Source organism: Sphingomonas sp. SP4 (assembly GCF_058313375.1).
Window position 1 is genome coordinate 1,085,480 of sequence record NZ_JBZFLE010000002.1, and the last position, 19,103, is coordinate 1,104,582.

Below are 19,103 nucleotides of genomic sequence, written 5' to 3' on the forward strand. Positions count from 1 at the left end.
GCCCCATGGCAAGCTCACATCCACGCCCACTCTCGCCGCACCTTGGTGTGTGGCGGTGGGGCCCGCATATGGTCGTTTCGATCCTTCACCGCGCAACGGGCGTTGCGCTGTCCATTGCAGGCCTTACGGTCCTGACCTGGTGGCTGCTTGCGCTGGCCAAGGGTCAGAGCGCCTATCTCGACTTCGCGAAGCTGGCTGGCAGCCCGATCGGGCTGATCGTCCTGATCGGCCTGACCTGGTCCTTCTTTCAACATCTGCTGTCGGGCATCCGTCACCTCGTCATGGATACCGGCGCGGCGTTCGAGCTGAATACGAACAAGGCGTTCGCAATCATGACCATCGTTGGGTCGGTTCTGCTGACGGCAGCCCTCTGGGCCTACATCCTCATGGGAGCGCACGCATGAGCCTCGGTCAAAGCTCCACGCCGCTGGGCAAGGTCCGCGGCCTCGGCTCTGCTCGTGAAGGCGGCGAGCATTGGCTGACCGAGCGGGTCACGAGCATTGCGCTGCTACTGCTCGGTGTTTGGCTGATCTCCTCGCTGCTGCTGCTCCCCAAGCTCGACCGGCAGACGGTGATTGAATGGCTGCGGCTCCCAAGCGCCGCAGTGCCGATGGCGCTGCTGATCGTCGTAGCCTTCCGTCACGGCCTCGACGGCTTAAAGGTCGTCGTCGACGATTATGTGCATGAGGAAGGCCGCCGCTTCGCGTGGAACACCTTCTTCCTGTTCCTCGCAGTCGGCGGCGGAGCGCTGGCGCTCTACGCCCTGGGCCAGATCGTATTCGGGGCAGTCGCTTGAGCGCTTACCAGATAATCGACCACAGCTATGACGTCGTGGTCGTCGGCGCCGGTGGATCGGGCCTTCGCGCCACAATGGGAGCTGCCGAGCAGGGCCTGAAGACCGCCTGCGTGACCAAGGTGTTTCCGACCCGCAGCCATACCGTTGCTGCGCAGGGCGGTATTGCGGCCAGCCTCGGCAACATGGGGCCCGATCATTGGCAGTGGCACATGTACGATACGGTCAAGGGCTCGGACTGGCTCGGCGACCAGGACGCGATCGAATATATGTGCCGCGAAGCTCCGGCGGCGGTGATCGAGCTCGAGCATTCGGGCCTGCCGTTCAGCCGCACCGCCGAGGGCAAGATCTACCAGCGTGCATTCGGCGGCATGACCCAGAATATGGGTGAGGGCCCGCCTGCTCAGCGGACCTGCGCGGCCGCGGATCGCACGGGCCATGCGATGCTTCACACGCTCTATCAGCAGAGCCTGAAGTATGACGCGGACTTCTTCATCGAATATTTCGCGATCGACCTGATCATGGAAAACGGCGCGTGCCGCGGCGTGGTCGCGCTGTCCCTCGAGGACGGTTCGATCCATCGCTTCCGTTCGCAGGCCGTGGTGCTGGCGACCGGCGGATACGGGCGCGTCTATTTCTCTGCGACGTCGGCGCACACCTGCACCGGCGACGGCAATGCAATGGTCGCTCGCGCAGGCTTGCCGCTGCAGGACATGGAGTTCGTCCAGTTCCACCCCACCGGCATTTACGGCGCGGGTGTGCTGATCACAGAGGGCGCCCGGGGCGAGGGCGGCTATCTTACCAACGCTGAAGGCGAGCGCTTCATGGAGCGGTATGCACCGAGCGCGAAAGACTTAGCGAGCCGCGACGTGGTGTCGCGATCGATGGCGATGGAAATTCGCGAAGGCCGCGGCGTAGGCGAGCACAAGGACCACATCTTCCTTCACCTCGACCACATCGATCCGAAGATCCTGGCCGAGCGACTTCCCGGCATCACTGAAACCGCGATGACCTTTGCCGGCGTTGATTTGACGCGCCAGCCGATCCCGGTGGTGCCGACGGTTCATTACAATATGGGCGGCATCCCGACGAACTATCATGGCGAGGTCGTCACGCTGAAGGACGGCATGCCGGACGCGGTTGTGCCCGGCCTATTCGCGGTCGGCGAAGCGGCCTGCGTCAGCGTCCACGGCGCGAACCGCTTGGGCTCGAACAGCCTGATCGACCTTGTGGTGTTTGGTCGCGCTGTCGGCTTGCGTCTCGGTGAGACCATCAAGAAGGGCGCGATCCAGGAGGAGCTGGCGAAGGATTCGGCCGAGCTGCCGCTCACGCGCCTCGACAAGTTCCGGCATGCGGAGGGCAGCAGCCCGACGGCCGAGATCCGGCTGGAGATGCAACGTACGATGCAGGCCGACTGTGGCGTCTTCCGCACCGACCGCTCGCTCTCCGAAGGCGTCGCGCGGATCGACAAGATCTTCGCTCGGATGGCCGACGTTCGCGTGTCCGACCGCAGCCTCATCTGGAACAGCGACCTCGTCGAGACGCTCGAGCTCGACAACCTGTTGAGCCAGGCGGTGATCACCATGCATTGCGCCGCCAACCGCAAGGAAAGCCGCGGCGCGCACATGCAGGAAGATTATCCCAAGCGCGACGACAAGAATTGGATGAAGCACACGGTCGCCTGGTTCGACGCGTGGGGTGGAAAAGCGCCGGCCGACGGGGTGAAGATCGACTACCGCCCCGTGCACGAGTTCACGCTCACCGAGGACATCGAATACATCAAGCCGAAGGCGCGCGTGTACTGATCCGTCGTTCGTCGGCTGGTCGCCCTTCGATTGCTGGCCGACGAAACGTCATTCCATTTCTGGGATGAACAGTCGCAAATCGGCGGATGCGAATTGCCGCCGCAGCGATTTCGATGCTGGTCGCCTGCGCGTCGCCAATTCGCGCGGAACCCCTTCATGTCATTCCGGGCCGTGTGCCGCTCGATTGGCAGGGGCCTGACGGCAATACGATAGTCCTCGATGCGCGCGACGGGCTGATCGTGTTCGACACGGGGAGGTCGCCGCAGCACGCGCGAGCGATCCTCGATTATGCGAGACGGAGGGGACGAGCCATTGTCGCGGTCGTCAACAGCCACTGGCATCTCGATCATACGACCGGGAACGCTGACATCAGGCAGGCCTATAAGCACGTGCGGGTGTTCGGGAGCGCTGCAATAGAAGGAGCGCTTGTGGCATTTCTCAATCAGAACCGTGCGCAGAGCGACAAGCTTTTGGCCGATCCGAAAACTCCCACGGGTCAGAAGGCGCAAATCATGCGTGGCCGCTCCAGGATTGATCATCCGGAGACGCTGCGGCCGACCGATCCAATCACGAAATCAGAGCAAATGAGCATCGGCGGCCGAATGTTCGATGTGCATCTCGCAAAGTTCGCGGCAACTGAAGGCGACGTATGGATTTACGATCGTAAGACGCATGTCGCGATCGTTGGGGATCTGGTGGTTGGGCTCGTTCCCTTCATGGATACTGCATGCCCAGATGGATGGAGCAGTGCGCTCGACGAGATTGCAGCGACGCCGTTCAGTACACTGATTCCTGGGCACGGGGACGTGATGGATCGCGCCGACTTCATGCGGTGGCGTGCTGCCTACAATGAGTTTGTTCGGTGCGGCCGCTCGGCTGTGCCGAAGAGCCAATGCATTTCGGAATGGGAGAGTGCCGCAGCGCGCTTCATCCCGCCGGACCATCGTCAATATGTCCGAGAGGCTGCGGCTTATTACATCGATACGCGGCTGCGGTCGTCGCCCGAAGAGCAGCAGAGATTCTGCAAGTCGCTTAAGCCGTCTTGAGCTCGGCCGCGTAGCGCGCAGCCTTCTCCGCATAATGCGCAGCGGAAACTCGCAGCGCCTGCTTCTCGGCATCGGTGAGCAACCGAACCGCGCGCGCCGGTGAGCCGACAATCAAGCTTTCGGCGGGGAAGGCCTTCCCTTCGGTGATGAGGGCTCCGGCGCCGACGAGGCAATCGCTTTCGATGACCGCACCGTTGAGGATGCGCGCGCCCATGCCGATGAGGCAATCGTCCTTGAGCGTGCAGCCGTGAAGGATTGCCTGGTGGCCCACCGTCACCCGCTCGCCGATGATCAGCGGGAAGCCGGGATCACTGTGGCCGATCGCGCCGTCCTGGACGTTGCTGTCCTCGCCGATGATGATCGGGGTATTGTCGGCGCGGATGATTGCGCCGAACCAGACGCTCGCGCGGGCCCCGACGCGGACGTTGCCGATCACGTCAGCCGAAGGTGCGACCCACGCTCCGGTTGCGATTTCAGGCCTCAGATCGCCAAGGCTGTAGAGCGGCATGCACCGCCACTAGCGTCCTCAGGCGTCGCACAAAAGAGAAGGCCGGGCGGAACATGGTCCCACCCGGCCTCCGGTACGCTTACGAAATCGAATTAGAACTGGACGTTGATCGATCCGAGAACTGCGCGCGGGGCGCCGATCTGGACGAAGCCTGGGTTGCCGTAGTTCGTTCCGCTGAGAGCCTGGTTGAGGCCGCCGCTGAACCCGCCAACGTAGAACTTGTTGAACAGGTTGTAGACGTTCAGCTGGAAGTAGGTGTTCTTCAGCTGCGGCGTCACCTTGTCGAGGTGGAACCGGGCATCCAGGTTAACCAGCCAGTAGGCCGGAGCCTGCGATGGGAACACCGTGGTCGTTGAAGTCGCCACCGGCGTGCCGGGAGTGAACGTCGGCTGGTTCGTGTCGAAAACATACCGCGGCCCGGTGCGCTTCGCCTCGATGCCGAGTTCAACCGGGCCCTTCCGGCCGTTCGCCGAGAAGCCCCACATGTACTTCGGAACACCCGACTCATACTTGCCGGCCGTGAAGGCGCACATGAGGGCAGTCGCCGCCGGATCGTCACACGACGTGACGCCGTTGGTGAAGCGGCCGATTTGGATGTTGTCCGCGATCTTGCTCTTCTGCCAAGCGCCGAACGCGTAGAATGTCAGGTCGCGGATCGGCGAATAAGCGAACGAGCCGTCGATGCCGTACTTCTGAACATCTCCGAGATTGCGGAACACGGTGCGGTCCAACTCAGGGTCGTAGGCCGAGGCCTGACGGTCCCGGAACTTGGTGTACCAACCCGACAGCTGCGCCTGGATCTTGCCGCTGCGATAGCGGAAGCCGCCGTCGAAGTTGTTGGTGACTTCGGGGTTCGGATCCGCCCCGGGGGTGCCGACAGGGAAGTAAAAGCTGTTGTACAGGTTGTCCGTGCTCGGCACCGACAGTCCCTTTGAATAGTTCAGGAACACGCTGATGCTCGGCGTGATGTTGTAGATCCCGCCGATGTTCGGAAGCAGCTCGTGGTACTTGAAGTCGCGACCCTGCGGAGGCGAGTAGCCGGTGATCGCGCCCGTGACCGGATCCACCACCTGCGGATTGGCAGCCGCGTAGGCGTCGTTCAAAGCTTCCGTCGGCAAGCAGTCGACAAAGCCGTTCGAAGCCGTCGCGAAGCAGTAGTTGTTGAGCTTGCGCGTGTACCACGGCGAGCGAAGGCCCGCGTTGATGGTGAAGTTGCCGAAGACACCGCGATATTCGCCAAAGACCTGGTTCAGAATGGCGTATGACAGACGGTTGCGCTTCTCGATCAGTCCGCCGTTTACGTCATAGATCGGATCATTGATCGGGAAGACGTCAAACGGCTCGCCGTTGGCGCGTAGGAAGCCTAGTTCACCGGTCTGCCGGTGGCGGGCGTGGTCCCAAGTATAGCCGAAGCGAACTGACTGGTTCGGGTTGATGTCGTAGCGCAGGCTCGCGATTACTCCGAACCGGTCAGTATGCGTCTGGCTCGGAGCGAGCAGCGTCACGCCGCGGCTCGACGTGGCGCTGGTGCAACCACCGGTGGCCGTCTGCGTGCAGGTGTCGAGGATATCGCCGTCACCATTGAGGTCGCGGCCGAACCAATAGGAACCGCCGATGAAGCCCGTGTAAGTGACACCGTTCTTGGTGTAGACGCCTTCACGGCCGGTCACGGTGCCGCCGCCGTTCGCCTTCACATACTGATAGCTCGGGTCGACGGTGAGCACGAGGCCTTCGCCAAGCGTGAACCTGGAGGAACCGCGGATATTGGCAGTGTTCGACGGGTTATAGCGCCGGTCGAATTCAGTGCCGCAGCTGGCGTAATCGCCATTGGGGTCCGGAGCGCCATCAGGGCCTGTGGAGGGGGCGACAGAGTCAGCTACGCCCGAGTGGCCAACCGCCATCGTGCACGGATAATTGATGTTGTACTCACGCTCGCCGGCGTTACGCGGGAAGCGGTTGTTGGTGTTGGGGCCAACGATCCGCGGAACGGTGTTCCCGTTGACGACGCGGGTCGTATCCCAACGCAGCGGCAGCGAGCCGAAGAAGTTGTTGCGGTTCTCGTTGTAGTGGCCTGCGACCGAGACGAAGTCGCCATTGGAACCGAGTGGCTGGTAGACGCGAGCATTGATCTGCTTCTTGTCCATCTTCCCGTAGTTGTTGAACGGGTTGTCGTACTTGGCGACCGACGCTGCGACGAAAGCACGCGTGCCCCACGGGCCCATCGCACCGGTGTTGAAGAGCCCGAAAATGCGGCGGTAGTTATACTCGCCCAGCGAGCCGACGATGCGTGCACCCATCTTCTCAGTCGGAACCATCGTACGATAGTTCACGGTGCCACCGACTGCCGATCCCGTCGGGGAGTCGACGTCGGTAGAACCGAGCGTGACGTTGACCTGCTCGATCAGCTCGGGGTCGAGCTGCTGGTTCGAATAGATCGCATAGTTCCCAGAGTCGTTCAGCTGGATGCCGTCGAACGTCAGGCTGATGCGGCTGGAATCGAAGCCGCGGATGGTCAGCGTGCCGCCGCCGGAACCGTACGGGTCGTTGTTCTGGAAGCTGACGCCCGGCACCTGATTGATCGTATCGAGAATCGTCTGGCCGGGGTTCTGCCGGGAGATCACCTCCTGTGTCAGGATGACCTTAGCCTTCGGCGTTTGCGGCACCTCAACGCCGCCGACGGAGCGCTGCTTCTTGCCAGTGATGGTGATGGTTTGTTTTTCGAATTCCGTCGAACCGGTAGATTGAGCGAAAACAGCCGACGGCAGAACTGCCGTCGTGCACAGCAATACGAACTTCTTCACGGGAAACCCCCTCGCAGGAACACTAACAACAATTGTCGGATGAGCGGCCGCTAGGGTTGGATTGCGACTGCTCGATTGATGACGGGTGACGCTAAGAATTGAAGTATGTGTCAGATTTGTGACAACGCGGTAGCGCTACCAACCGAATCGCCCGTCACGCAACCGTCTTAGTCGGTCTTTATCGACCGCAATCCGGTATTTCCTGTAGGAATCCTGAGCCTTCCAAATGCGTAGTTACCTGTTTGCAACAGCCCTGCTTTTTTTGGTCGGGGCAGAGCCGTCCGTCGCATCTGGTGCCAAGTCGGCGGGGAGTGATCCGGTCGAGGTCCAGATCCTCGCGTTCAACGATTTCCACGGCAATCTCGATTCGCCCGCGGACGCACCGACCATCAAGCTCGCGGAGGGCCATCAGATGAAGCAGCGCCTTGGCGGCGTGAGTGCGTTGGCGGCGACTATTGAGAAGCTTCGCGCCGGGCATCGCAACACGATCACCGTCTCGGCGGGCGACCTCATCGGCGCGTCGCCGCTGGTGTCTGCCTATTTCCTCGATGAGCCGACCATCGAGGCGATGAACAAGGTTGGCCTGCAGCTAAATGCCGTCGGAAATCACGAGTTCGACAAGGGCCGTCTCGAGCTGCTGCGCATGCAGCGGGGCGGCTGCGAAAAGTATACGACGCGAACGCCTTGCCGGTTGGAGCCGTTCGCTGGCGCCCGCTTCTCATTCCTTGCGGCGAACGTTTCGGACTCCACTGGCAAGACGATCTTCCCGGGCAGCGCAGTCCGGAAATTCGGTCCGATCACGATTGGCTTCATCGGCATGACGCTGAAGGACACGCGGACGCTGGTGACTCCTGCCGGTGTCGCAGGGCTGACGTTTGCCGACGAAGCGGCGACCGCGAATGCTTTGGTGCCCAAGTTGAAGGCGGCTGGCGCGGACACGATCGTGCTACTCATCCATCAGGGTGCGAAGGCGCCCGACACATACCAGCAGTCTAGCTGTGCTGGTTTGGCGGGTCCGATCCTCGACATCCTGGACAAGCTCGATCCTGCAATCTCCGTGATCGTTTCCGGGCATACACATTATGCTTATGCCTGCCGGCTACAGCGTGGCGGCGCGGACCGGCTCCTGACAAGCGCGGGGAAGTACGGCTTCCTGGTGTCGGATATCCGGTTGAGTTTCGAACGATCGACGCGCGCTCTTTCCGACAGGTCCGCGACCAATCTGCCCGTTCGGCCGGAGCTTGGTGAAGATAAAGGGGTCCTAGAACTGGTTCGGCGCTATCGCGACGCGGCCGCGCCGGCGGCAGCTCGTGTGGTGGGCAAGCTTTCGGCGCCTGCCCCTAAGTCGGAAACGGACGGCGAATCTCCTGCGGGCGACCTGATCGCGGACGCTCAGCTCGCCGCCACCTGGCCGAACCAGCGCGGCCGTGCCGACCTGTCATTCATCAACGCGACCGGCGTTAGGACAGGGATCACTCCGCAAGCAGATGACACGGTCACCTATGGGCAGATCTTCGCGATGCAGCCGTTCGGCAACAATCTGGTCGTGAAGCCGCTGGCGGGCTCACAGCTGAAGGCGTTGCTGGAGCAGCAATTCGCGACCAAGGATGGGAAATCCGCCGTAGCCTCGCTCCTAGTCCCCTCGTCGAATTTCCGGTTCGCTTATGATCTGTCACGGCCACAGGGGCAGCGGATCGTAGACATGACGTTGGATAGGAAGCCGATCGATCCCACCAAGACCTATCGGGTCACCGTGAACAACTTCCTGGCGTCTGGCGGCGATGGCTTCTCGGTCTTCGCCAGCACTGCGGACGCCTTCGACGCCGGCCTCGATCTCGATGCGCTCGAAGCTTACCTCGCGAGCGGGCCGTCGATCGCGAAGGGCCGCGTGCTGGACGTGAATGCGCGGCCGCCGGGCAAGTGATCCGCTACCGCTTCGTTCAACAAGCTTGAAGTGGTAAGGGGCGCGGCTCCGACAGGAGGTGCGCAGATGAAGAGAATCTCGCTTGGCATCGGTGCGTTCGTCGTAATCGCTGGCCTTGGCTCGATGGCTGAGGGGCGCAACGCCTCCATCCCCTTCGTGAACCACGGTGGCATTCGGGACTGGACGGCCCCAAACAATCGCACGCTCTACGTGCAGGCGCGCAACCGTCAGTGGTTCAAGGCGAAGCTGAACGCTCCCTGCCACGGGCTGGATTTCACCAACACGATCAGGTTCGACACGGGCGCATCCAACTCCTTCGATCGCTTTTCATCAGTGGTGGTGAGGGGGCGGCGGTGCCGCGTATCCTCGCTCGAGCGGGTCGATGGACCGTCGCGCGGCACGAAGCATCATCCGATGCCGGAGTCTAAGAAGGAAGGGTGACGGCTCTCCCGCAGGGAGAATGGTGCCCAGGAGAGGAACGGACACGGCGCCCCCTAAAACGGCAGATTAGAGCCAATATTAACTCGCCCCGACCGGCTCAGTTGTAGCGCCATTTTGTAGCGCCTCAAGTGGCTGAGTCGGTGTCCCTACTAACCGTGAGGGGGCCAACCTCAATAAGCTGAAAGGCGTCGCCGTTCTTGGGCGGCTCGCCGACGATGATTGCCCGGCCTTCTATAGCCTCACCGGCTTGAGGAGCTCCGCTCAGGGGCGTGGGCGACAGGTTCCGCAGCTTGTCCAGCTCCGGTTGGAGATCATCCAGGGGCCTGTGACGAACCACGAGGCTGACAAACTCGCCCGATGGCAAGTCCATATAGATGAGCGGTGTTCCACCCTTACGGAGGAACGCTTCCTCCAATTCGCTGGGCGCCTGCTTCGACATGAAAAGCGCGGCCTCAACAGCATGTCCTGGCGGCGCCACAGGAATAGCGAGCTTAGTTTTGCCTTCCTCCGGCGGGAAGGGAGCCAATCCTAAATAATCCGTCGGGAACAACACCGATACGACATGCACAGCCCCCTGCTCAGGTGTAGGCCGCCTTATCCATCGGAGCGGTCGCATCGGTTGGAAGCCGAGGGCTTCCTGATGCTCTGCATGGTTTCTGGGATGACCAAATTGACAATCGCACCCGTCATTGGCCGCCCCAGCCGGATGCAAACTCAGCTTGAGCGCACCACCGAGTTTCCGAGGCGCCACGTAGACATGGTCCCCGTGGCTGTGAACAAACCATACGTCGGAACGTGCGTGTCCATCCGCATCGATGACGAACATGCGGATCCTATCGATATTCGGAAGGCCGTCATTCTCCATGGTCAGAAGGATGTAGTGAGTTGCAAGTCGCCGCCAAGACACTCGGGCTCGCGGGCCTAAGCCGTCGCCGGTAGCTCCAGTCGCAATCGCAGTTCACGGATGAACGACCGCGCTGAGTCCGCCGCCCACTTCGCAGTCCCAGCCGACATGCAGCCGTGGGGGAACGCGAGGTCGGGGTCGGTCTGGAACGGGCTAAGAGGAAGATGCGCTCCTACGACCTTCCGACTGAGTTGCCGGTTCCTGTCTCGTGCATTGTCCCACTCCGCTTTGGGGTGCACTAGGCCATTACGTAGGGCTCGCAGCAGATCGGCACTCTGGAAGGGTTCAGCCCCTCTGTCGAAGGCGGGGCAGCCTCGGTGAGCCAGAAGCGCTTGCACATGTTCTAGCGTCGGGGAGCGCTCGAGAACGTCCGTCAGCTCCTTGGGAAGGCCCAGGTCGTCTTCGATCTCGTCAACCGCAGCCTCGATCGCCGAGAAGCTCAAAATGATGGCTGCTGATCCATTCCAACTACAGAAGTCGACGTGCGGTCCCCAGCCAGCGCCAGCGTGCGTGGTTTCGTGATTGGCCAGGACGACTGCAAAATGGTCGGCGGCGTTCAAGTGGGGGATTGAAAAGTTCCGTCGGACGGTGGCTGTCGCTGTCGCCGTTGCGGCTCCCAACGCGGTACCGACAGCAGCAACAATGCGCGGATTGGGTTCCTCTGCGGGGTCTAACTCTTGGTTCATCCGTCCAACCTACCAGCTGTTTCCAGGGAGACGACAGGCGCGCCGCCTGGTGGGACCATCACAACAACAGTCGTTCGCCTTTAGCGAATTTTTTGAGTCACTGGGTGCCGGGGGGGTCGGATGGAACCACCGAGAATGGCGATATGGGACCCAAGATGGGGGGACCAAACTGACCGGTCCGACTTCTCGGTCGAATGAGGCCTTAGGCCTCTCCCAACTGGAGTTCGGCACCGAACAACTCAGGAAGCTCCTCGATGCGGGCGAGGAACTCCTTGAGCATTTCCGATTCCTTCTCAGGATTGCCTTCGCCATAGTGACCCTCCGTCTGATAAGCATGGAACATCGCCGATTTTAGCGCCTCGAAGGCGCAGGCCTTCTTCCAAAGGTCGCTGAGAGCGGCGCTGACCTCGGGGCGAAAAAGGAACCGCGACCGCTGTGTGGCGCCCAAGAACGCCATCTCCAGCTCTTTGGAAGGCGGAGCAGCATACTGGATTATGCTGGAGAGGAATCGATGGACGTCGTCGTAAACTGCCATGCGACGGTCGAACAGCGTCTCATGGAAACTTAGTCGGGCAAGCTTTGTCTGCTCCCCCAGAATGTCGGCTTGTCGAGCCGCTATCGCTGTCTGGTCGCGTGTAATTGCAACTTGTCGGAGCCCAACGACGACCGCTCCAGTGACCGCGCCTAGACCAGTCAGAAACGTCGCAATGGCATCCCAAGTCATCGGCCCCACGATGAAACTCCCTCCTGTCCTTGGGTCCATAGTATCGAGTTCGAGCCCGACAGCCGACAGGTTCAATAGAGTATACCCTCCCGGAACGGCACGGTGGAACGTAATAAGCGTTCCATTTGGGTTGACTAGGTCGTTCTGGAACAATACCCCGGTCAGGTCTTAGGGTCTATTGGGACAGGGGAACGTCCAGTGTCTACCATCATCGGTTACGCCCGCGTCAGCACGCAGGACCAGGATTGCGCTATTCAGGAGGCGGCGTTGCGAGCCGCTGGATGCACCGTCATCCGGTCGGAGAAGAAGAGCGGGACGAGCCGCGACGGGCGCACAGAGCTGGCTACGGTCCTTTCCTTCCTGCGAACTGGCGACACCCTGGTCGTCACCCGCATCGATCGCCTGGCTCGTTCCCTGCTGGACCTTGAGTCAATCGTTAGGGACCTCAAGGCCAAGGGCGTCCACCTCAAGGCGCTGGAGCAGCCTGTAGATACGTCCACGCCAGCCGGTAAGGCCTTCCTCCAAATGCTCGGGGTGTTCGCGGAGTTCGAAACGGCTCTGCGGCGGGAGCGCCAGATGGAGGGGATCGCTAAGGCGAAGGCGGCTGGGGTGTATAAGGGCCGTAAGCCCTCCGTAGACGTCGCCAGAGTCCGTGAGCTGCGTGAGGCGGGCATGGGTCCCTCAGCTATCGCCAAGGAGCTGCGCATGGGCCGCACGAGCGTCTGGAGGGCTCTAGGCGAGCAGAGTTAGAACACGGTTGCGGAGTTCCTTGCTCTTTGATTTCTGTTTATAACCCTCGCGAAAGGGGAACGGTCATGCGTAGGTATTTGACCCTCATCGTTGGGCTATGCGTTGGAACCGCAGCTCAGGGTCAGCAGACCGGAAACACTAACTGCTACAGCTACACTCCGAACCAGGTCCAATGCACGACCACCACCACAGCGGCGCCTCCCCAATCGACCGTAAACTGGGGAGGGTTCGCGGCACAGCAGCAGCAAATCCAGCAGCAGAACCAAGAGAACATCAATCGCAGTATGGCGAACCTTGGTGCAGCCATTGCTGCGGATCGTGAGCGGCGTCGGGAACGAAAGGTTCGTGAGGCGATGGAGTCTGGAACGCTCTTGCCACCTCCCACCGACGAGCAGCCCATTCTCCTGGCTTGTCGAGACTCCAACAACGCGCCGGTCAGCGTGGCTCTCTATGAACGGCACAACCGAGCGGACGTGAACGCGGGCGGCATATTCAAATCGTGGCCCGCGACATTTTCAGCCGACACGGTGACCTGGGATACAGCCGCAGCCCACGTCACGCTGTCTCGCATTGACGGGTCACTGGTGGGCTATGGAACGCTCAGGGAGATTGCTGGGCAGAAGATGACCGCGACGTGCCAGGTCGCCGCACAGCGTGCCTTCTGAGACGCTTGAGCCCGTCCGACAAGAACCCCGACCGACCCAAGTGGGAACACGCCCGAGCGGAGAAGCTGGTGGGCGCGACCGTCCTCGTCGGCATGACCCACAACGAGCCGACCGGAGAGCGGCTGGATCAGTTCTACGGGACGGTGATGAGCACGGATCCCGAGCAGGGCGTCACGTTGAGGCTGGAGGGGAGCCGCTCGGGCGAGTTCTACACCCTCCCACCTGACCTGAGGGCCTTCGTTCCAGCCAAGCCTGGAACATACCGCCTACGGGCGACGAGGGAGGACGTCGTGAACCCCGACTACACGACCGTTTGGGACCTTACGCCGCCGCGACACTAATGTCCGTAATGGGTGGAAAGCGGACGTTAGGCCTTACTAGCGAAACGCCGTTTAGCCAGCCAATTGATACCTACCAGAACAAGCAGAATACCGGCACGAAGGGGCGCATCGCGCAAAGCGCTCTCGAACCCACCCTTGAGCCAATCGTAGATGAAGAACCCCAGAAGCAGGCCAACGAGCGAATACAGGGAAATGCGCTTGTCCATATAGCAACTTTAACTTGGGTCCGATCGCCCGCAAGGGGTCGAAAGCAGACATCAACGGAGGATTGTCACCTCATCGTGTTCCAACGTCGCAAGCGCATCCTGCCACGGCACGCCCTTTGTCACCTCTCGACGCGAGGCACTGAAGTCTTCGGTGGCAATCGCTCCCGAATAGAACCTGACGAATAGTCCCGCATACGGAAGCTTTAGCTCCTCTCGGAGGTCATGCAGAGCGGCGTTCCAGAGTGCGAGACTGTCTGAGCCACGACCGCTAGGCTTTGCATCAGCCTTGCGGCGGTCCTCGATGGCCCGGGTGATTTTGGTCTCCGACCAGCCCTTCCGCCTCATCCGAACCTCTTCCTTGGCAAGCCTGTCTTCGAACGCCTCGGGCGTGTCATGGCGAGGCGCAAGGACGGTGCCGCAGTCACAATGCCCACGAGTAGTCAGATATTGGCGCTCGCCTTCGCGCAGAACCTTACGGATCGAGGGATTGTCTATCGGTTCTGCTGCTCGACCATGACGCTCCATCACTGAACGGACGGCGGCGACGTCATCGGTGGGCGCAATCAAGGTTACGAAGTGACACATTCGATCAGATTGTCGCGTCTGCCTAATGTCCGCAATGGGTCGAAATCGGACGTTAGATTTGGCCAATATCACGAGGCCCGTAGGCTGCGTTGTGCACCATGCGGATCGTGCCGGTTAGCAGGAGTAATCCCAACGCGATCGTTTGCGGCAAACGAACCCCCGTCGCGCCAAACACTTCCTCGGCCAAAACGAGACCGAGGGTCGCACCAGCGAAGCCGATCTCAAACCGGCGTAGGATGTCCTGCATAAGCATCCCCAAAGAAATCCGGGCGCAGATTAGCTTCCGTTGCAACGTCCGCAATGGGTCGTAAACGGACATTAGCCTCCGGCGCTCAACCGACCATTTACACAAGTCGGCTATCGGCACTTCCTATGCCGAGCCGCCACCCCTTCAAGCCACGCCGACGCGGCAACCATCGCCCCTATCGTCGTCGGGGGTCGTTGAGCGCCTATCCGCTGTTCGCCGGGTGCTGCTTGCTCCTCGCGGTCGTCTCCATCGTCAACACCGCCAAGGTTCGCTCGGGCCCTGATGGACCAGCGGCAACGGGGGCTCTCGGGCTCCCGGTCTACTACCCGAACTGTGCCGCAGCTCGGGCGGCTGGAGTAGCGCCGTTGAACGAGGGTCAACCTGGCTACCGTCAGGAGCTGGACGGAGACGGGGATGGCGTCGCTTGTGAGCCCTACCGAGGCATGTAGCCTGTTTTACGGACTCACTTATTTTGGTGCGTAGTCCACAATAAGGGCGTAGCGAGGACACATTGCCGAACCGTAAGCCCAGCTCGACGGCGACCGAGAGTAAATGAAAGCTCCCGCTGATTTGCAGGAGCGACCCTATGACCTCACAAATCTACAGGCTCTACTACCTAAGCGAGCGGGGTGGCATTGACCTCGCCGACTGGGTTGACGCGGACAGTGACGAGCAGGCCGTGCGAAAGGCTCGCCAAATCGACCATGACGCACGGAAGGTTGAGGTCTGGGAACGTAACCGACTTGTGACCACGCTGGGCGACCTAGATTTAAGGGACTGACTCCGTCCCCCTTTCGGGAAGCTAGTCGCTGTGACCACTCGGGCCACACGATGGCCCATTGATGGGGCGAGCGGCCCCAAAGACGGCGTAGTGCCTCATTCGGTCCATCAGGTGCCTGGCGATGGCTTGGGCCGCCGCGTCAGACTTTATGGAGTTTCGGTCAGTAAGGTCACGGCGATGGCACCTGCGGGCGAGCTTCAAGCCGAGATAGAACAGCGAGATTAGCTCCTCGTCCGTGAGCTGAACCCAGCCTCGGCCACGGTTGTCGTTGGGGTCGTCAAGGCGGAGCATCGAGTTCAATTTTCCCGAATCTGTTCTGTGTTCGTTCTACAGCCTTAGGAACCCAAAGGCACCAGGCTTGTTTGTGGGAAATCGTCGGACCCCCCTCCCGCGAGTCCGGCTTGTAGAAGGGCGGTCTGGGAGATGGAGGGACGGGCCGCCCTTTTTCTTGCCTTGTAGGTTTGGTCGCGCCAGCAAGGTCTGGGAGCGAGCCGAATGGACTGGCCGCGAACAGGGGGACGGGCGCGGCTCGGCGCGTCCGTTTCCATCCACTAGACCGCTGTGATATGCCCATTCCGTAATCGTTGGGGCGACCATGAAGATTGCGATTGTCACGCTTCTATTCAGCGCGGCTTCGGGGATAGCTGCTGTGCTCGCCCACTGTCCGCTTTGTCCGCACTAGGGGACGTTACACCTCAGGTGCTGGCGTTCTCGGCAGTCGTGGGCTTGGCTCTGCGACCGCGAGTCATGCTCCCAGCTCTGAGGACGCTTGTCCTGATGTATGCCGTGGGCGTCGGCCCAGCGGCCTAGCGACCACAGGCGCGACCGACCAGCCGACCATTATCCCACTTGGCCACATAGGCTGCTTGGCTTCGCTGAAGCTGCCAGCAAGATAGGTTCACCCCACCAGCCCACACGACGGCTACCTGACGACCAAAGTGGTCCCTAGTGACCGGCTGGTAGCGGACCGGACCCATCGTCATGGCGGCTATCAAGCTCCGCTTGGACGCTTGGCCGTCTCCCGGAACGCAAGTCCGCCAGCGTGGACAGGCTTCAATCTCAGGGGCGTCGATCCCGAGGAGACGGATGCGCTCGTGACCGCATCGGAGCGTGTCGCCGTCCACAACGTAGGCACTGGGGCAATCTACAATCACGCGGCCAAGGCCTCGTCTCGCCGCTGTGCCTTGGCGTAATGGATGGCCGTTTCCAGCTCCAACTCAAGGCCGGGCCGCAACCGCTCTAGGGCTTCCAAAAGCAAACCAGCGGGAAGCCGTTCTTGAATCGCGGGGGACAACTTCCGCATCAATTGGCGCAAGCGCTTATCCTCCGCATCAGGGTCTGGCTCGCTGTCGTTACCCTTGAGCCGCTCGTTCTCCCACCGGGCCGATTTCCAGGTCGTCTCGTATAGCCGCTCCTGAGTCCAACCCGCGCCAAGGAGCGCTTTCCGCACGGCACGCATGTAGGCGATTGTTCGCTCCTTGACCGTGGTCGCATCCACGAGCTGGCGTTTTGAAAAGTCATCACCGACGAGAACGACCAACCGCCACGCCGAGTCACTCTTGTCGTCGGCGCTCATGGCCAACTTGTCCTTGGCGTTCAGGGCGGTGCTGAGGGCCATTGCCCACGTTACGCGGTCCTCGCCAGTCTTGTCGCAATCGTAGGCCCTGACCGGCAGGTCGCCTGTGAACGCCGCGTCACGGTAAGCAGCAAGACGATGGTGGCCGTCTACGAGAACCCAACGATCCCCAAAGGCGACGATGGCCATAGGGTCCAATAGTCGCCCGTCACGCACCGCGTTGGCCATTGTCGTGACATGCTTGGCCGATGCACCAGGGCAGAACCCCAGGCTCTGGCCCCGAGGTTGGAACAGCGCATCCATGATAAGGAGGTTGTGGATACCGAGGCGATCGGGAGTGACGACGGGGTGTGGTTTCTTCTCTAGCTTCGTGAGGCGGGCCATGTCCTTGGCCCAGCTTCCCCGACGCGGCATTTCTACAGACTTCATTCTCGTTTGACCTATGCAGACTGCATCCCCGTTTTGCAGGCGAGCAGCGGATTTAATAAGATTTCGGCTGGCCCAACTTCGCTCCAACAGCGGCTTGATTCCGCCGAAAAGCGAGGTGATTGGGTGCGAGCTGTGGCTATTATGTTACATTGTATCATTCATATGGTTTGACCCACGGACGCACGCGGGAAAAGTCGATGCGCTCGTAGGTAATGTTGTGAATCTCGCCCCCGAGCGGGGCATGTGAACCGTAGCGGCTGTTCTGCCCCTGATGCGTGCGCGAATGGCCCTGAATGTAGGCTCTGGCGTCCTCTGGAACGCGGCAACGCCTAGCCTCCGTCGTCCACGTATGTCGGAACTCGCGCGCTGGGAGCTTCCCTGGCGGGAGCGCATTGTGCTTCCTCAAATAAGCACCCCAGCTTTCCGTGAAGCCGCCGAACAGCTCCTTGCGTTGGCCCTTCGTGCCGAGCCTTGGGAACAGCGCACTCTCACCGTGCTTAATCAACCAGTCCCGGTAGTCCAGCAAACCGAGGCGGAGGAGAAAGCGCGGAATAGGGAAGGTTCGCCGTCCATCACCGGCCTTGAGACGACGCTGGCCCTTGCGCGGATGTGCGCCTTCGTCGGTGATGGTCAGCGTCCACTCGCCGGTTTCATCGTCCTGGCGAAGGTCCGTGACGATGAGCTGGCAAATCTCCTCAGGCCTCGCTCCCGTCCACCACAACAGCATTGGAACCCAATAGAGGGCCTCGCCCTTGGAGCGTTGTGGGCGCTCGCCAGTCGTGAACAGCGGAAGGTCGATGATGGTCTGGACCTCACCGAGAGTGAAACCTTCTTTTTGGGTGCGGCGGACCTTGGGGAACTTGTGGCGGGAGAACGGATTGCCTGCTGTCTCGCCTATCTGGCCAATGTCCTGGAGCTTCGTCCACATGGCCGAGAGCGTCCCCACATGTTGCTTCACCGTCTTGACCGACAGGGCGGCGAACTCCTTGCCCGCGTAGGCGGTCACGAGCTTGGGCAGCGGCCAACTCCGCTCCTTGTGTGCACGCTTGCCGGGCGACCGCCCCAGCATATCTATGAAAGAGGCCACATGCGCTCGCGTGATCGCCTCGGGCCGCAGGGGGCCATGAAGGTCCTCAAAGAACCGGCACGCGGTCATGGTAGCCTGCTTCGTGGTGACGCTGATGCCGAAGGCAGGGCGGTCGAGCGCCTCGCGGGCCAATGAAACGAAGCTGGCACCGACCTTGTATGGGCTGCTGGGAACCGTTGTAGCTCCAGGCGGTGGGGCTGCGATTGTCGGCGTGTCCACCGGGACTCCATTGTCCCTGGCGAGCTGTATCTCGACTGCGGACAGCGTCGCTTTCAGTAGCTCTCGGCAAAGCTTCGCGAAGGCCTCTGACTGGGTGTCGAAACACCACCCTTGTTGGGCGGCTAGAGCAACTGCCGTATCCCTGAACATGTCTCGGATTTCGGGTCCGCTACAGTCCTCCAGAACGGTCTCGTAGCCCTGCTTGTTGGCCTCATGCCAATTGCGGTCCACCGAGCCGATGATTCGTTGGCGTTCGTCCTCAGCCAACCGCTTAGTCTTGTGGGCCTCGGCCAGCCAGACAATCTTGGCGGCGTCCAGTTCATCGAACGAAGCGGCAAGGGCTTTTCGGGCGCTCGCTACCAGCCGCTCATAGTTTTCGTTGGCAGCGCGATACCGCGCCAGCGCGCCGGGCTCCGTGATGCTTTTCGCCTGGAGGGAAACGATGAGTTCGTTCCGCCCGACATGAGTGCGTAGCTGTTTAGGAAATGGTCGTCGGTATTCTAACCGGCCCGACTTCAACGGGCGAATATAAGGCAATTGAACTCCCACCAGACGTGCTCCCCAACGGGGCGCTTTGTAGCGCCG

Annotated in this window: 22 protein-coding genes; 11 read left to right on the top strand and 11 right to left on the bottom strand. The window is 61.2% G+C overall.

The features are described 5' to 3' along the window. Window positions 1–5: 5 nt before the first annotated feature. The 4 genes from sdhC to AC4GYV_RS14900 all read left to right on the top strand — a co-directional run bounded on the left by sdhC (window position 6) and on the right by AC4GYV_RS14900 (window position 3,644). Entirely contained in the window at window positions 6–404 is a 399-nt protein-coding gene (sdhC, locus tag AC4GYV_RS14885) for a succinate dehydrogenase, cytochrome b556 subunit (RefSeq protein ID WP_491101479.1), read from the top strand. Beyond that, window positions 401–796: a succinate dehydrogenase, hydrophobic membrane anchor protein gene (sdhD, locus tag AC4GYV_RS14890; RefSeq protein ID WP_491101480.1), complete on the top strand. Its 396-nt coding sequence runs from the start codon at window positions 401–403 to the stop codon at window positions 794–796. Before sdhC ends, sdhD begins: the two co-directional genes overlap by 4 nt. Then, the gene (gene sdhA / locus AC4GYV_RS14895; RefSeq protein ID WP_491101481.1) at window positions 793–2,598 is read left to right on the top strand and encodes a succinate dehydrogenase flavoprotein subunit; all 1,806 of its coding nucleotides are present in this window, start codon (window positions 793–795) and stop codon (window positions 2,596–2,598) included. The genes sdhD and sdhA overlap by 4 nt, the downstream gene beginning before the upstream one ends. Before the next feature lie 86 nt (window positions 2,599–2,684). Next, complete coding sequence (locus AC4GYV_RS14900) at window positions 2,685–3,644, top strand: MBL fold metallo-hydrolase (protein WP_491101482.1); 960 nt, start codon at window positions 2,685–2,687, stop codon at window positions 3,642–3,644. Here the strand turns inward: AC4GYV_RS14900 and AC4GYV_RS14905 are convergent. Continuing rightward, window positions 3,631–4,152, bottom strand: a complete 522-nt coding sequence (locus AC4GYV_RS14905) for a gamma carbonic anhydrase family protein (RefSeq protein WP_491101483.1) — start codon at window positions 4,150–4,152, stop codon at window positions 3,631–3,633. The genes AC4GYV_RS14900 and AC4GYV_RS14905 overlap by 14 nt on opposite strands. 92 nt (window positions 4,153–4,244) lie before the next feature. After that, window positions 4,245–6,953 (bottom strand): TonB-dependent receptor, encoded by a 2,709-nt coding sequence (locus AC4GYV_RS14910; protein ID WP_491101484.1) that lies wholly within the window; start codon window positions 6,951–6,953, stop codon window positions 4,245–4,247. Between the two features lie 226 nt (window positions 6,954–7,179). Here AC4GYV_RS14910 and AC4GYV_RS14915 point away from each other — a divergent pair, with 226 nt between their 5' ends. Both AC4GYV_RS14915 and AC4GYV_RS14920 read left to right on the top strand, forming a co-directional pair. After that, on the top strand, window positions 7,180–8,877 hold the full coding sequence (locus AC4GYV_RS14915; RefSeq protein ID WP_491101485.1) for a bifunctional metallophosphatase/5'-nucleotidase: 1,698 nt from the start codon (window positions 7,180–7,182) through the stop codon (window positions 8,875–8,877). 66 nt (window positions 8,878–8,943) lie between these two features. Continuing rightward, window positions 8,944–9,318: a DUF6491 family protein gene (locus AC4GYV_RS14920; protein WP_491101486.1), complete on the top strand. Its 375-nt coding sequence runs from the start codon at window positions 8,944–8,946 to the stop codon at window positions 9,316–9,318. Between the two features lie 124 nt (window positions 9,319–9,442). On the opposite strand, the gene AC4GYV_RS14925 is transcribed toward AC4GYV_RS14920, so the two are convergent. The 3 genes from AC4GYV_RS14925 to AC4GYV_RS14935 form a co-directional block, all read right to left on the bottom strand. Next, on the bottom strand, window positions 9,443–10,183 hold the full coding sequence (locus AC4GYV_RS14925) for a hypothetical protein (RefSeq protein WP_491101487.1): 741 nt from the start codon (window positions 10,181–10,183) through the stop codon (window positions 9,443–9,445). Between the two features lie 56 nt (window positions 10,184–10,239). Beyond that, a complete protein-coding gene (locus AC4GYV_RS14930) occupies window positions 10,240–10,908 on the bottom strand; it encodes a hypothetical protein (RefSeq protein ID WP_491101488.1) in 669 nt (222 codons plus the stop codon). Window positions 10,909–11,110: 202 nt separating this feature from the next. Beyond that, complete coding sequence (locus AC4GYV_RS14935) at window positions 11,111–11,785, bottom strand: hypothetical protein (protein ID WP_491101489.1); 675 nt, start codon at window positions 11,783–11,785, stop codon at window positions 11,111–11,113. A gap of 45 nt (window positions 11,786–11,830) precedes the next feature. On the opposite strand from AC4GYV_RS14935, the gene AC4GYV_RS14940 reads away from it, so the two are divergent. The 3 genes from AC4GYV_RS14940 (at window position 11,831) to AC4GYV_RS14950 (ending at window position 13,388) form a co-directional block, all read left to right on the top strand. Then, on the top strand, window positions 11,831–12,382 hold the full coding sequence (locus AC4GYV_RS14940; RefSeq protein ID WP_491101490.1) for a recombinase family protein: 552 nt from the start codon (window positions 11,831–11,833) through the stop codon (window positions 12,380–12,382). A 65-nt stretch (window positions 12,383–12,447) separates the two neighbouring features. Then, a complete protein-coding gene (locus tag AC4GYV_RS14945) occupies window positions 12,448–13,047 on the top strand; it encodes a hypothetical protein (RefSeq protein WP_491101491.1) in 600 nt (199 codons plus the stop codon). Window positions 13,048–13,139: 92 nt separating this feature from the next. Next, complete coding sequence (locus AC4GYV_RS14950; protein WP_491101492.1) at window positions 13,140–13,388, top strand: hypothetical protein; 249 nt, start codon at window positions 13,140–13,142, stop codon at window positions 13,386–13,388. A gap of 26 nt (window positions 13,389–13,414) precedes the next feature. Here AC4GYV_RS14950 and AC4GYV_RS14955 read toward each other — a convergent pair whose 3' ends face one another. From AC4GYV_RS14955 to AC4GYV_RS14965, 3 genes are read right to left on the bottom strand one after another with little or no spacing between them, the layout of a single operon-like run. Beyond that, window positions 13,415–13,594: a hypothetical protein gene (locus AC4GYV_RS14955; RefSeq protein WP_491101493.1), complete on the bottom strand. Its 180-nt coding sequence runs from the start codon at window positions 13,592–13,594 to the stop codon at window positions 13,415–13,417. Between the two features lie 51 nt (window positions 13,595–13,645). Beyond that, window positions 13,646–14,179 (bottom strand): hypothetical protein, encoded by a 534-nt coding sequence (locus AC4GYV_RS14960; protein ID WP_491101494.1) that lies wholly within the window; start codon window positions 14,177–14,179, stop codon window positions 13,646–13,648. A 52-nt stretch (window positions 14,180–14,231) separates the two neighbouring features. Then, a complete protein-coding gene (locus tag AC4GYV_RS14965) occupies window positions 14,232–14,426 on the bottom strand; it encodes a hypothetical protein (protein WP_491101495.1) in 195 nt (64 codons plus the stop codon). Window positions 14,427–14,551: 125 nt separating this feature from the next. Here AC4GYV_RS14965 and AC4GYV_RS14970 point away from each other — a divergent pair, with 125 nt between their 5' ends. Beyond that, on the top strand, window positions 14,552–14,875 hold the full coding sequence (locus tag AC4GYV_RS14970) for an excalibur calcium-binding domain-containing protein (RefSeq protein ID WP_491101496.1): 324 nt from the start codon (window positions 14,552–14,554) through the stop codon (window positions 14,873–14,875). Between the two features lie 137 nt (window positions 14,876–15,012). Next, on the top strand, window positions 15,013–15,207 hold the full coding sequence (locus tag AC4GYV_RS14975) for a hypothetical protein (protein ID WP_491101497.1): 195 nt from the start codon (window positions 15,013–15,015) through the stop codon (window positions 15,205–15,207). Between the two features lie 806 nt (window positions 15,208–16,013). On the opposite strand, the gene AC4GYV_RS14980 is transcribed toward AC4GYV_RS14975, so the two are convergent. The 3 genes from AC4GYV_RS14980 to AC4GYV_RS14990 form a co-directional block, all read right to left on the bottom strand. Further along, on the bottom strand, window positions 16,014–16,361 hold the full coding sequence (locus tag AC4GYV_RS14980) for a thermonuclease family protein (protein ID WP_491101498.1): 348 nt from the start codon (window positions 16,359–16,361) through the stop codon (window positions 16,014–16,016). Next, complete coding sequence (locus tag AC4GYV_RS14985; RefSeq protein WP_491101499.1) at window positions 16,358–17,212, bottom strand: hypothetical protein; 855 nt, start codon at window positions 17,210–17,212, stop codon at window positions 16,358–16,360. Before AC4GYV_RS14985 ends, AC4GYV_RS14980 begins: the two co-directional genes overlap by 4 nt. Window positions 17,213–17,366: 154 nt before the next feature. Continuing rightward, window positions 17,367–19,055 carry a hypothetical protein gene (locus AC4GYV_RS14990; RefSeq protein ID WP_491101500.1) on the bottom strand — a complete coding sequence of 563 codons (1,689 nt, stop codon included), beginning with the start codon at window positions 19,053–19,055 and terminating at the stop codon, window positions 17,367–17,369. Window positions 19,056–19,103: the final 48 nt, after the last annotated feature.